Here is a 14288-nt window from a genome sequence, read left to right on the forward strand (position 1 = left end):
ATAAATTGATCATCTAACATTAGCTAAATTGCGTCTTTGTTCACTCGTACATTTTGAAGTTATCCACAGTTATTCTTCAACTCTATAATAATAATTAATTAATATATATAAGTATTGTTGTTATTGGGAGCTTATTTTTCTGTGGTTAACTCATATTTCCCCTTTACTATCAAAATACTAGGCTATGGGTAAACCTGTGGATAACCTGTGGGCTAAATATGGATAACTCTCTATTTAAACTTATCCACAAAACTGTCCACAGTCTTATCCCCAAAAAATGATGTTTTATCCACAGGGCATCTGTGTTAGATTAGCGCCTACCTAAAAGTCGCTTTCACATACTGTGCTAGTTTGATTTTTGAGATAAATAAACATTAGTGATATTGATAACTAAGCAACAAGCTAAACGGCTAAAAGTAGCTATCATTTCAAATTATAGGGTCAGTACTTTTCATGATAGACACAGCAAATATTTGGGATAGATGTCTGAACGATTTGCGTTATAACGTCAAAGATAACGTATTCACGATGTGGCTGAGGCCTTTGTCAGCTCATCAAGAAGCACAAACGCTTATCATTCTTGCTCCTAATGACTACTTTGTAACGTATATCAAAAAAAATCACTTGCAGGATATTCAGCAATTGGTAGCTAAGCACAGTCAAGGCAGTATTGAAGAAGTTGTCGTACGTGTTGATAATGCTGGTCGTGATGTAGAAAGTAGTAACCAAGACCAATCAGGCTCGTTGTTTGTAGAAGATAACCCCTCCCCTACCCCATCTGAGCACAAATTTGAATCTATTCATCACAATAATTCAAAAGCAGATATAGACGCTAATATGCGTCATGCAGAATTGATAGATTCCGTTGACGCCAAGTCATTGAGTTATCTTAACCCTGATTTTACTTTTGAGACGTTTGTCACTGGTAAGTCTAATAACCTAGCTTACAAGGCCTGCTATGAGCTTGGTAAGAAACAATCAAAAAATCGACACAATCCTTTATTTATATATGGTCCTTCTGGATTGGGAAAAACACATTTAATGCATTCTGTAGCGCATCGCTATTTAAAAAATAATCAAAGTTTTTATTATTTCACTTCTGAAAAATTTATAAATCAATTGGTTTATTCATTGAGAAACAATAAAATAGAAGATTTTAAAAAGAAAATAAAAAAAGTAGATTTATTGATTGTAGATGATATTCATGTATTGGCTGGAAAGACAAAAAGTAGTAATGAATTTTTGACATTATTTGCTGATTTCACCAGTGGTGATAAGCAGCTGATCTTGGCCTCTGATCGTCATCCCTCACAAATGACAGAGTTCGATGAACGTTTTAGATCACGTTTTTCTTGGGGACTAACAGTTGCTGTTGATCCTCCTGAGATTGATACTCGTGTGCAAATTCTGCAGAAAAAAGCAGCCTCCTATGGCATGGCACTACCTAAAGAATGTGCTCTGTTTATTGCTCAGAATGTCGTATCCAATGTCAGACGTTTAGAAGGCGCCTTAAATCAGGTATTTGCAAATGCCAACCTAACAGGTGCACAAATTACGCTTGAAATGGTGCAATACGCACTAAAAGATATCGTTGCAATGCGTGTGCAAGCCGTCAACATGGATAATATCCGTAAAATAGTCGCCGAATACTACGATGTAACTGTTAAGGATATTATGGGGCGTAAACGTACACGTAGTATTGCAAGACCTCGCCAAATAGCGATGGCTTTATCACGTGAACTAACAGGTGATAGCTTCCCTGAAATCGGTCAATCATTTGGTGGACGTGACCACACCACAGTAATGCACGCTTGCGATAAGGTAAATGAGTTAAGAGCAGCAGATCCTTCGTTTGATAAAGACTACAAGACATTGGCTTTAATGCTACAGGCAGGTTAGACGCTGCAAATATCATTGTGTTTTAGCAGATGGAGATGGTCTATAATAGTGAAGATATAAGCGTACAGATGCTTTGTGGATTATCGTTAGTAGACAAGGTATTATTAGACCATTACGTCAGGTCTTTACAAAAGAATCATTCAAATAAGAGTAACTAAGCATGCAATTATCGATCAATCGAGAATCGTTACTAAAAGCTATCAACTTGATCGCCAAAGCCGCTGATAAACGACACAATATGGTGATATTGGGTAATATTAAGCTTCAGTTATCAGAGTCTGAGCTTATCTTGACAGCTTCAGATTTAGAGGTGGAGCTGACATCGACATTGAAATTGCCTGCTGGCGCTTGTATTGAAGCGGGTAACACTACTTTGCCTGCGACCAAGCTAAAAGATATTTGTAAGTCACTTCCAGCTCAGGCGCAAATCAATCTAGCCACTCAAGCAAATGAGCGCTGTCTGCTTACTAGTGGCAAGAGCCGTTTCACACTAGGTACGTTGCCAAGTGAAGACTACCCAAGCTTGGGTAATCCTGAAAATATCACACCATTGAACATCAGCCGCAGCCGTCTAACAGACTTGATCCATAAGACTCAGTTTGCAATGGCGATTCAAGATGTACGTTATTATCTGACAGGTATGCTGTTTGATGTTTCACAGCAGCAACTAACGACAGTAGCAACTGATGGGCATAGATTGGCTCTAGCACGTAGCGTTATTGATGCGAATGCTAATCTAAATATGCAGGCTATCTTGCCACGTAAGGCAGTAATAGAGCTTGAACGTTTGGCGACTGAGCTGGGTAAGATGCTGGGTGATCAAGACAATGCGGTTACCTTGAGCTTTGGTCGTGAGTTTCTGCAAGTGAGCTTACCATTTGGTGATGTAGATAGTGCAGGGCAAGTGAGCCAAAATCTAATGGTAACCTTTACTGCTCGTCTGATTGATGGAAAATTCCCTGATTATCGCCGTGTCATGCCAAGTAATACCGATAAACTTGCGTTATTTAGTCAAGATAAGATGACTGACGTATTACGCCGCGTTGCTATTTTGAGTAACGAGAAGTCTCGCGGTGTGGTCTTTAATTTTGCCAGTGATGGTATGGTAGAAGTACGTGCTAATAATGCTGAGCAAGACGAAGCCGTTGAGATGATACAAGCAAAATATCAAGGTGAGCCAATGGAGTTGTCATTTAATGCCGCTTATCTACAAGACGTGCTAGGGGTGATACAAGGTGATTTGCAGATGCATATGAGTCAGTCAAATGCCTCTGTACTAGTAAATCAGCTCAATGATGAGTTCCATCAATACGTTATTATGCCGATGCGTATATAGTTTGATTTTTTACGATCTATACAGCATTTAACCACGTTAGTATTTTCAGAAATCTATGTGAACGAATGGAATTTAAATAAACCTTTGCCTAGTTTGGTGTCTGGAAATAATAGGCGGCTATCGATAATATGATTGAACGTCTACAAATATCAAATCTGAGAAACCTTACACAAGTGAATTTACAGCCAACCGTTTGTAATGTCATGATTGGTGCAAACGGTAGTGGGAAAACTTCTTTACTCGAAGCTATATTTTTACTATCAAGAGGTAAAAGCTTTCGTCATCACCAGCCTAAACGCTATATTCAGCACCATCAAGATAATACCGTCGTATACGCCAAACTCAATGACAGCCGTACAGTGGCTATTCAAAAGCAAGCAGACGCCACAACTATTCTACGTCTCAATCAAACCACTGTCTATAACCAAAGCATATTAACAGAGCAGCTGCCCACGCTACTGATAGATCCTTCTACGATGGACATGTTAGAGCAGGGTAGTGCCAGTCGTCGACAGCTATTAGATTGGCTAGTGTTTCACATGAAACATGGGTTTCATGCGCAGTGGGTAGCCTATCAACGTCTTCTAAAACAGCGCAATAGTTTGCTAAAGAGCACACGTCAGTTGACTACAGTTCAGTTGGCTGAACTCAAATCGTGGGATAAAGGGCTAAGCAATCATGCTGCATTGATCCATCATTATCGTGAACGTGTCTTTACAGAGTGGCAGCCTTACTTTGCTGAAAGTGTCCTCAAACTACTGCCAACCTACGCTGAGCAATTGAGTCTAACGTATCAAGCTGGCTACGATACTAGTATTGCACTGGATATACAACTTAACGAGCGATTGGAGCAAGATTTACAGTTAGGATATACCCGTATAGGCAATCATCGCTCTGATGTTCATGTGCACTGGCGCTCTGATAGCGACACAGGCAAGCATGCTGAAAGTCTAAAAACGGCATCATTATCTCATGAGACGAGTGCTAAATTGCCGGCTCTAAAAGAGCAAGCAGCCAACGTCTTATCTCGTGGTGAGAAAAAACTGCTTATTACCGCACTGCGTTTGTCTCAATTACCACTGCTACTCAACAGTACTGACAACAACACTTCAGTTGATACTGGTTCGACATTAGGATTTACTCCTGTTGTATTGTTAGATGACATCACCGCAGAGTTAGATGGCAGAGCGATAAAGATTCTTTTATCAGCCTTGGCTAAGCTGCCTTGTCAGGTTTTTATGACCAGTTTGACGGATGACATTGTTCCTTTAGTTAATGAGTTATGGGCAGAGCCTAAACTGTTTCACGTGAAACGTGGGCAGATATTTCCTGTTGATTAGTCTCTTATCTATCATTGCCTATGACTTTTTCTAGTCTATTCTCAACTCTTTTATGTGATATCTACTTACCGTCATAGAGCAGATTATGGCGCAGATAATCTATCGGGTCAAAATACTGACTCTCTAGCAGTAAAACTCCCAGTAAACAGTGACTTAGAGACAAAAAAATGCTAAAATAACACTTTATTTTTGTCCTGTTCTCAGCAAGTTATTTGATTGCATCATGCAGTTAGCTTTTATCGTTTCTTGATTTTAACATATTGATATATATGCATTTTATTTTTTATATGGCTGTTATCATGTTTGCAATAACAAAGGTCATCGTTAATAAATAGTTCGATAATTTCAATATTGTGCGCCCATCCAAATAATCATGGTTGATAGTATATTCATCATCTATGTGCACTCAAGGTTTTGACGATAAAAGTTAATTTTAAAATGCCATCATAAAGCTTAGCCTTATAGGCGAGCTGATAAAGAAACAGCTGATAATGGCTAGATTAAGGAATGTACATGAGTGATTCATTACCTATTGACCACGAACAACTGACGTCAGATAGTGCTACCGAAACGATGGCCCCTGTTGTAGCGCCAGAAGGGTTGCCTTCTGATTATAGCTCTAAAGATATCCGTGTACTGCGCGGGTTAGAAGCGGTACGCGTGCGCCCTGGTATGTATATCGGCGACACTGACGATGGAACAGGCTTGCATCACATGGTCTTTGAGGTCGTGGATAACTCTATCGATGAAGCACTGGCCGGCCACTGTGATCAAATTGATATCATTATCCATGAAGATGAGTCTGTCAGCGTGATGGACAACGGCCGCGGCGTACCTGTTGATATTCATCCAGAAGAAGGGGTATCAGCGGCACAGGTCATCATGACGGTCCTGCATGCAGGCGGTAAGTTCGATGACAATAGTTATAAAGTATCGGGTGGCCTGCACGGGGTTGGGGTATCGGTCGTTAATGCGTTGTCTAAAAAGCTTGAGATGAATATCTGGCGTGAAGGCTATCACTACCATCAGACTTATACTGATGGGGTGCCTGACGCTGATATTCAGCAAATGGAAGCAACGGATCAAACGGGTACACAAATCCGCTTTTATCCAAGTAGTGAGGTGTTTACTGGTACGATTTTTGAGTATGATATTTTAGCAAAGCGCCTACGCGAGCTATCATTCTTGAACTCTGGCGTGCGTATCGTTCTGACCGATGAGCGCATTGATAAGCGTCACGAGTTTGAGCACAAAGGTGGATTGCTAGAGTTCGTCAGCTACATCAATGCGGGCAAAGACGGTATCAATGAAGTTTTTCATTTTACCAGTCAGCAGGATGACGGTATTAGTGTTGAAGTTGCACTGCAGTGGACGGATACTTATAACGAAAAAGTATTGTGCTTTACTAACAACATTCCGCAAAAAGACGGTGGTACGCATCTATCAGGTTTCCGCTCAGCACTCACACGTGGCTTGAACAGCTATATGGATCGCGAAAACTTGTTCAAAAAGGAGAAGGTCGCGGCGACTGGTGATGATGCTCGTGAAGGGTTGACGGCCATTGTCTCGGTGAAAGTGCCAGATCCTAAGTTTTCAAGTCAGACTAAAGATAAGCTGGTATCGAGTGAAGTGAAGTCTGCTGTCGAGTCAGCGATGCATGATAAGTTCAATGATTACCTGTTAGAGAACCCAAGTGCGGGTAAGGCCATTGCCAATAAAATTATGGAAGCAGCACGTGCGCGTGATGCGGCTCGTAAAGCGCGTGAAATGACCCGTCGTAAAACTACTTTAGATATTGCAGGTCTGCCTGGTAAGCTGGCTGACTGCCAAGAAAAAGATCCTGTACTATCAGAGCTGTACATTGTGGAGGGTGACTCTGCAGGTGGTTCAGCTAAGCAAGGTCGTAGCCGTAAAACCCAAGCAATCTTGCCATTAAAAGGTAAAATTCTAAACGTCGAACGTGCACGTTTTGACAAGATGCTATCTTCTGCTGAAGTGGGTAATCTGATTACTGCACTAGGCTGCGGTATTGGTCCTGATGAGTACAATCCGGACAAAGTGCGCTATCACAAAATCATCATCATGACCGATGCCGATGTGGATGGCTCCCATATTCGTACTCTACTGTTGACGTTCTTCTTCCGTCAAACGCCTGAGCTGATTGAACGCGGTTATGTATATATCGCTCAGCCACCGCTGTATAAAGTAAAAAAAGGTCGTCAAGAGTTGTACTTAAAAGATGATGAAGCGCTGAAAGCGTATCTATTGTCGTCAACGATTGATAATACTAAGCTTCATGTCAGTGCCGATGCACCTGCGATTACTGGTCAAGCGCTTGAGACATTGCTGAATGATTATAACCAAACGCAGCTTATCAAAGCGCGTTTGCAGATTCGTTTTCCAGCGGTGATTTTGGACGCGTTGACCCACACGCCAAAGCTCAGCACTGATATGACTTATGATAAGTCTGCAATGCAGGACTGGAAAGCTGCGATGCAGCTCAAGCTCGATCATTTCGGTAGCGATTTAAACCCTGAGATTGAATTGGTTAATATTCATGCGCCTCAGCCAGAAAACATGGATGCAGCAGCAGCCGATTTACTAGGTATGGCACCAGTACTAGGCGCTGAAGAAGGCGAAGCATCAGATAGTGAGGCGTTATCTACTAAGGCTCAGTGGCTACCACGTGTCACGGTATATGTGCACCAGTTGGCGCATCATTATCTACTAGATGCCAGCTTTATCAACTCAGGTGAGTATAGCAAGCTGTTACGCTTATCGAGTGAATGGAATACCCTGCTTGAGGACGATGCTTTTATTCGCCGCGAGAGTAACAGTGGTAGTAAAGACATGCCGATACGCGACTTTGATTACCTGTGGCAGCAGATGATGCTTGATGCACGTCGTGGTCTATCGGTTCAGCGTTATAAAGGTCTGGGCGAGATGAATGCCGACCAGCTATGGGATACGACTATGGATCCTGAAAATCGCCGGATGCTACGCGTCACTATCGAAGATGCGATTGCCGCTGATCATATGTTCACTTGCCTAATGGGTGATCATGTCGAACCGCGCCGTATCTTTATCGAAGAAAACGCACTAACAGTGTCAAATTTAGACATTTAAGTTTGATCAGCAATAATATAAAAAAACCGCTTCGATAATCGAAGCGGTTTTTTTTGTTTCACATGAAACCTTTTTTATGAAGCTTGCTATACCTAGCACTTGAGATAAGGTAAAAGATACGTAGTTGTAAAGTCGCTTAATTAAATGATGTTTTTCTTTCTTACTATGACGGCGTCTTCATAGGCTAGGAAAAATATCACTTGATCGTATTATCTCTTTTTTATAACGTATAGACTGTATCCCAAAATATTCCCAATAGAAAGCACCGCTTGGACTATCAAAGCGGCGCTTTTTGGTTTCACGTGAAACTTAAATTAACTGATATGTCTACGGGTTACTCTTCGTCAGTGTCAAAGCGCCAAGCCAGTACACGCGTGCTTTTTTGACCTTGGCTCATCTCGATAATACGCATTTGCGCGACATCCAGCTGCTTTAATAGCAGTTGCAAAGGTTTCACGTTTTCTGATTTTGAAACCAGTGTTGTGAACCATCCGACATGCTCAGCAAAGCTTTGGCTTTCTTTTGCCATCTTGGTTAAGAAAGCAATCTCGCCACCTTCGCTCCATAGCTCTTTATGCTGACCACCAAAGTTTAGGTTTTGCGCCGCGTTACCTGACTTGGTTGAATGACGGCTGATCTGCTCGCTTTCATTTTTACCACGATGGCGTTGCAAGTTGTGTTGCTTGCGGCTGTTGGCTTCCATCGCTTCTTCTAATGACGCGTGAAATGGAGGGTTACAAACCACCACATCGAAATAATCTTGACGACCGATGATGTTCTTAAAGATAAACTTAGGCTCAGGTTGCAGCTTTACTTTGACTGCGCTTTTTAGCTTAGGATTGGCGTCACAAATGAGGGCGGCAGTATTGACCGAAATCGGATCGATATCACTTGCGGTAAAGCGCCAGCCGTAGCTTTGGCTACCGACGATCGGGTAGATCGCACTGGCACCCGTACCAATATCAAGGGCATGAATCTCTTTGCCCGTTGGCGGTGTGTTGTCGGCATTGACATGCGTGGTTTGCGCGAGTAAATCCGCAATATAGTGGATATAATCGGCACGTCCAGGGATAGGTGGACATAAGTAGCCGTCTGGAATATCCCAAAACTTAACGCCGTAATAATTTGCCAGTAGCGCCTTGTTCAGCACGCGAACCGCTTGATGATCCGAGAAATTAATCGTCGGCTCGCCTTTGGGGTTGGTGATGGTGTGCTCAGCAAGCTCAGGCAACGCGCGTGTCAATACGGCAAAGTCGTAACGACCTTGGTGCGGGTTTCGCGGATGCAGCTGACCAAGTTTTTTGGCGGTCGCAGGCGATCGGTTTCTATGTTTGCTATTGGCAGGATTACGGGTCATGGGCTTACTTGTCATAATGTCAGGCTACGATATATGGATATAAGTCAGCAGTGTAGCAGATTTCACCGCTCACAAATGAGTTATCGATGACGCAAAATCAGGTTGAGTCCCAATACAATCATCGCCGACCCCAATACACGGTCGATCCAATGCTCAAAACGCTGAAAGCGGCGGTGAATCGCAGGAATAGAGAGTAGTATCACCACGGTGCTAAACCATGCCATCTGTAATACCATCATCCACACACCATAGATGGCCAGTTGCCAAAGTGGGATGTCTGGCGATAAGACGAGGGTAAAGATAGCCACAAAATAAACAGGCGCTTTTGGATTAAAGACATTACAGAAAAACCCACGGCGCAATATGGCAACGGCAGACTCAGCATTCAAAGATTCACTATTTATAGATTTGGTATGAGTAGATGCGTTTTGCTTCGCTTGTAAGTGATCAATAGGTGCGTTCTCTTGCGTTGTGGATGTTGCTAGTTCTGCTGGCTTTTTTGGTTTTGCCTGAATACCTTGCCACCCTAGATAGATCAAATAACCACCACCCAACCATTTAATCGCGGTCAATAGTGGCTGCGAGTGAGCAATGACTGTTGCTAGTCCTAGCACCGAATAAATAATATGTACCGACAGCCCCAAGGTAATCCCCAAGCTACAAATCAAACCAGTACGGCGACCCTTAGCTAACGTCTGCTGTGAAACCAAGACGAAATCAGGACCTGGTGAGGCGGCCGCTAGTAAATGAACGCTCGTGATAAGCAAAAACCCATGCCAAAATTCCATAAAATACCCTGTACGCTACCTGAACCTGAATTATAGTTGCACTTATCGCAAATGAGGTCAACTTTTATCGATTAAGCTTCATGCAAGTCATCTCTACTGCTTGTGTTATGGCATCATGATGTCTATATTAAAAGTCAGATTAAAGACAGAACTATCGACAAATCTCTATCAATATATCTCTATCAATAAGCAATCGAGATTGAGCGATGTGAGCGATATAACCACTTAATACAAAAAATTATTTCAACAAGGACAGTACCATGACAACGGACAGTAATACTCAAGACAATCGCATCACCTATGATACTGACGGTCACGTCTGCCTTATAGGGCTAAATCGCGCTAACAAACGTAACGCCTTTGACAGTCATATGATTGCTCAGCTCTCCGAAGCCATGAGCCGATATGAAAACGATGATCATTTACGTTGTGCGCTTATCTTCGCCCATGGCGATCACTTTACCGCTGGGCTAGATTTGGTCGAGCTACAAGACAAGCTAAACGACGGTGTGTTTGAGTTTGATGACAATCAAATTGATCCATGGGGTATCAGTGGAAAGCTACGTACTAAGCCAGTAGTGGTCGCGGTAAAAGGCACATGCTTTACGGTAGCTATCGAGCTGATGCTCAATAGTGACGTGGTTATCGCCAGTGACAACTGCAACTTTGCCCAAATGGAAGTCCAACGCGGCATCATGCCATTTGGCGGGGCGACGGTACGTTTCGTTGCGGCGGCAGGCTGGCAAAAAGCCATGCCGTATCTACTTACGGGTAAAGCCTTCGATGCGCAAACGGCTGATCGTCTGAACTTGATCAGTGAAGTGGTGGCAAATGGGACTGAGTATGAGCGTGCATTGACGTTAGCCCAAGAAATAAGCAAGGCTGCGCCGCTAGGTGTTAGAGGTGCACTCTCCTCAGCGCAGGATGCGAGCCGCAACGGTGCCGCGACGGCACTGGCTAATATCCATAGCTATCTGCCACCGCTCTTTCATTCAGAAGATGCAAAAGAAGGCGTAATGGCGATGGTTGAGAGAAGGGAAGCTGAGTTTACTGGTAAATAGTTCTTAACCATATTAAAAAGTATTACGCCTCGTGATAAGTATTTAAACCTGCCGTAACAGTGTCGTTCCTAGCAACTACTGATATTGCAGGTTTTTTATGAGGTGCGAACTATACCTCTCCTAAATTCTCCAAATCCACATACTCTTTTTTGCCATGGATCTTATACATCTTACGGTCGATCTCTGGATACAGGGTAATATCGATATCAGGTCGGCTGCCGCCCATTAGATAAGTGGCGTCCGCATCGCTATCATTACGCATCGAGTGCGCCGCGCCATGCGCAGGGAACGCCGCAAAATCGCCAGCCGTTAGCTGATACTGCTCATCACCATAGCGTAGTGACAGCTCACCTGACAGCACATAAATAAACTCATCTGACTCCTCATGATAGTGATGGGTCGTTGTCTCATCGCCTGCCTCAACGCGCACCAGGTGCAAGCCAAATTTGGTCAGACCGGCAATATCACTGAGCGACACTGTATGGCGAATAGCGTGTTCGTTAAACTGGTGGACATGCTTGGTCTCGGCGGTGTTATCGATATCGGATTTGGTTAAGACATATGTTTGCGTATCCTTACGCGGCTTTTGTTCTGTCGTCATCATCAGTCTCCATGATTTTTATTTTGAGTTCACACAGTTATTATCTAACAGTATTAGGTTGCAAAAAGTACAAAGTAGGCATGATTTTGTTAATGTCATCGCGCGTTTGTCTAATTCTCATAAAGCGATTGGTGATGATGCTACTCCTGTTGTACTCTAGGTCATTATCTTTAGATTTAGGAGCGTGCAGGTGTCATATAACTTTGATGAAGTCGTCGACAGACGGGATACAGGGTCGCTCAAATGGCACTATAGCGACGATACGATTCCGCTATGGGTGGCAGATATGGATTTCAAAGCTGCCCCGCCTATCTTAAACGCGATCGAGCAAGCCGTGCAGCATGGCATACTGGGTTATACCAAACCCACCAAAGCGCTGTATGACGCAATTATTAATTGGCACGGCAGTCGCTATGATTTGGCGCTTAATCAAGAAAATATATTGTTCTCTCCGGGTGTCGTGCCAAGCCTAGCGCTAATGATGAATGTCTTCACCGATGTAGGGGATGCGGTACTGGTCAACGCTCCGATCTATACGCCATTTATGAGTAAGGTTGAGCAAAATGGGCGCACGCTCATTACTTCCTCACTACAAGAGAGCGAAGACAAATATCGTTTGAATTTGGTCGATATCGAAGCCAAGATTATCGAGCATGATGTGAAGCTATATTTACTTTGCAATCCACACAATCCGGGCGGGCGCGTGTGGACAGCAGATGAGCTGAATACACTGCTTACCATTTGCAAAAAACATGATGTGGCGATTGTCAGTGACGAGATTCACCAAGATTTGACCCTGAGTGGGTATGCTTTTACGCCGTTTTTAACACTAGCGGCAGGATATGAACATAAGGTAGTTAGCCTAACCTCTATGACCAAAACCTTCAATATCGCGGGTATCAAAGGCTCAATGATCTTTGCTAAGGATGCAGCATTAATCCAAAAAATCAGCCAGCAGCAGCAGCTAAACGACGAGTATGAACTGAATTTATTTGCATACACAGCGATGCGTAGTGCGTATAGCGAGGGCAGTGAATGGTTGTCACAGGCGCTGGAATATATTGAGGGTAATATTGATCTAACCATGCAGTATTTCGCTGAGCACTTGCCTAAGATCAAGGTCATGCGTCCAGAAGCGTCCTATTTGATCTGGCTAGATTGTGCAGCCTATAGTCAAGACGATCAACAACTTTATAATGCGCTGCGTGCAGCAAAAGTGGAGCTCAATGCTGGAATTAAATATGGTGAGGAAGGGCATTCAAAAATGCGCCTTAACGTGGCTTGTCCTCAAGCGGTGTTGATAGAGGGATTAAACCGCATCCATCACGCTTTGAGCACTATATAGTTCCTGTATATAAAAGCTATATACAGGAGCTATTATCAAATGATTTGCTCATAAGTTTCGTCATAGTGAGATATAAAAAACCCCGCAATAGCGGGGTTTTTGCTGTTCATAGCATGACTAATAGTTGTTAGGATTACTGAGCTGCTTTGTAATAATCAACAAGCATGGTACCTAACGTGCCGTTCTCATCAATCGTTACGATACTGACTTGACCTGTCTGTGAGGCGGTACTTGATTTAACTTGTCCTGCATTACCCAAGACGACTTGATGTTTATTGGTTGCTTTGACGCCGTTACCGATAGCAATGCTGTTCAAACCGCTAGCAACCGAGATATTACCGATAGCAATAGAGGCTTCACCCTGTGCTGCAGCAGCTTCACCAACTGCCGTTGCACGTATGCCGCTAGCATTGGCGAGGTGACCAAACGCTTGCGCTCGCTCGCCCGTGGCTTTTGATTTCCAGCCGATAGAGGTAGACCCTAGACCTGCTGCATTGGCTTCGCCGCCGACCGCTGTGGCAGAGTTCATGCCAGCATTGGCTTTGTTACCGACCGCGACAGTGTCATTAGTTCCACCAGCCATTGCAGCTTCACCGACTGCCGTTGCACGTACACCGCTAGCATTGGCGAGATGACCAAACGCTTGTGCTCGCTCAGCCGTGGCTTTTGACTGCCAACCGATAGAGGTAGACCCTAGGCCCGCTGCATTAGCTTCACCGCCGACCGCTGTAGCAGAGTTCATACCAGCATTGGCTTTGTTACCGATAGCGACAGTATCGTTAGTTCCACCAGCCATTGCAGCTTCACCGACTGCCGTTGCTCGTACACCGCTAGCATTGGCGAGATGACCAAAGGCTTGTGCACGCTCAGCAGTAGCTTTTGATTGCCAACCGATAGACGTAGACCCTAGACCGGCTGCATTGGCTTGACCACCGACCGCTGTGGCAGAGTTCATGCCAGCATTGGCTTTGCTACCGATAGCGACAGTATCGTTAGTACCGCCAGCAGTTGCTGCGCTACCACAGGCAATGGCAGATTTGACGTTGCTAGTGGCACCCATAATGGTTTGGGTATTGGCATCATTGATCTGACATTCAGCTGCCATCACAGCGGTAGTGCTCAAAGACGCCGCGGCAACTGTTAGGGCAAGAGTGCTGATCTTTCGTGCTGAGTATGACGAGACTGCAATTTTCATAGTTTTTTCCTCTGTTAAAATAGTTAAAGACTTCCTAGTTGTTTTGATGGAACCGTAAACACGTCTCTGTGAAACGAATTTTTATTTATGTTGAGTAAACTTCTAACGCTAAGAGATATCTACCTCGCTATGTTCAAATACGCATGCAGACGAGGTAGATATCTGTTTATTGACTAGCCCGTATATCAATTAATAGACGAGCCAGTTGCTAAGCCAAAATTATCAAACGAAAATCACTAA

General features: G+C 43.7%; 10 protein-coding genes. 6 read left to right on the forward strand and 4 right to left on the reverse strand.

Annotated elements, in window-relative coordinates:
- Nucleotides 1–453 precede the first annotated feature (453 nt).
- The 4 genes from dnaA (at nt 454) to gyrB (ending at nt 7701) form a co-directional block, all read left to right on the forward strand.
- Nucleotides 454–1899: a chromosomal replication initiator protein DnaA gene (gene dnaA / locus ACTXGL_RS03565; protein WP_443524936.1), complete on the forward strand. Its 1446-nt coding sequence runs from the start codon at nt 454–456 to the stop codon at nt 1897–1899.
- 160 nt (nt 1900–2059) lie between these two features.
- Entirely contained in the window at nt 2060–3235 is a 1176-nt protein-coding gene (gene dnaN, locus ACTXGL_RS03570; RefSeq protein ID WP_443524937.1) for a DNA polymerase III subunit beta, read from the forward strand.
- 128 nt (nt 3236–3363) lie between these two features.
- On the forward strand, nt 3364–4575 hold the full coding sequence (gene recF / locus ACTXGL_RS03575) for a DNA replication/repair protein RecF (RefSeq protein ID WP_443524939.1): 1212 nt from the start codon (nt 3364–3366) through the stop codon (nt 4573–4575).
- Nucleotides 4576–5148: 573 nt separating this feature from the next.
- Nucleotides 5149–7701 carry a DNA topoisomerase (ATP-hydrolyzing) subunit B gene (gene gyrB, locus ACTXGL_RS03580; RefSeq protein WP_443525531.1) on the forward strand — a complete coding sequence of 851 codons (2553 nt, stop codon included), beginning with the start codon at nt 5149–5151 and terminating at the stop codon, nt 7699–7701.
- Between the two features lie 334 nt (nt 7702–8035).
- Here the strand turns inward: gyrB and rlmF are convergent, their stop codons facing one another.
- Nucleotides 8036–9073 carry a 23S rRNA (adenine(1618)-N(6))-methyltransferase RlmF gene (gene rlmF, locus ACTXGL_RS03585; RefSeq protein ID WP_443524940.1) on the reverse strand — a complete coding sequence of 346 codons (1038 nt, stop codon included), beginning with the start codon at nt 9071–9073 and terminating at the stop codon, nt 8036–8038.
- 65 nt (nt 9074–9138) lie between these two features.
- Complete coding sequence (locus ACTXGL_RS03590; protein ID WP_443524942.1) at nt 9139–9846, reverse strand: LysE family translocator; 708 nt, start codon at nt 9844–9846, stop codon at nt 9139–9141.
- Nucleotides 9847–10106: 260 nt separating this feature from the next.
- Between ACTXGL_RS03590 and ACTXGL_RS03595 the strand changes: the two genes are divergently transcribed.
- A complete protein-coding gene (locus ACTXGL_RS03595; protein ID WP_443524943.1) occupies nt 10107–10907 on the forward strand; it encodes a crotonase/enoyl-CoA hydratase family protein in 801 nt (266 codons plus the stop codon).
- Nucleotides 10908–11016: 109 nt separating this feature from the next.
- Here ACTXGL_RS03595 and ACTXGL_RS03600 read toward each other — a convergent pair whose 3' ends face one another.
- A complete protein-coding gene (locus tag ACTXGL_RS03600) occupies nt 11017–11508 on the reverse strand; it encodes a cupin domain-containing protein (RefSeq protein WP_443524944.1) in 492 nt (163 codons plus the stop codon).
- Nucleotides 11509–11698: 190 nt separating this feature from the next.
- On the opposite strand from ACTXGL_RS03600, the gene ACTXGL_RS03605 reads away from it, so the two are divergent.
- Nucleotides 11699–12853 carry a MalY/PatB family protein gene (locus ACTXGL_RS03605; RefSeq protein WP_443524945.1) on the forward strand — a complete coding sequence of 385 codons (1155 nt, stop codon included), beginning with the start codon at nt 11699–11701 and terminating at the stop codon, nt 12851–12853.
- Between the two features lie 133 nt (nt 12854–12986).
- Here the strand turns inward: ACTXGL_RS03605 and ACTXGL_RS03610 are convergent, their stop codons facing one another.
- On the reverse strand, nt 12987–14048 hold the full coding sequence (locus ACTXGL_RS03610) for a hypothetical protein (RefSeq protein WP_443524946.1): 1062 nt from the start codon (nt 14046–14048) through the stop codon (nt 12987–12989).
- Nucleotides 14049–14288 lie beyond the last annotated feature (240 nt).

The organism is Psychrobacter sp. T6-6 (assembly GCF_052258185.1).
Taxonomy (GTDB): Bacteria; Pseudomonadota; Gammaproteobacteria; order Pseudomonadales; family Moraxellaceae; genus Psychrobacter.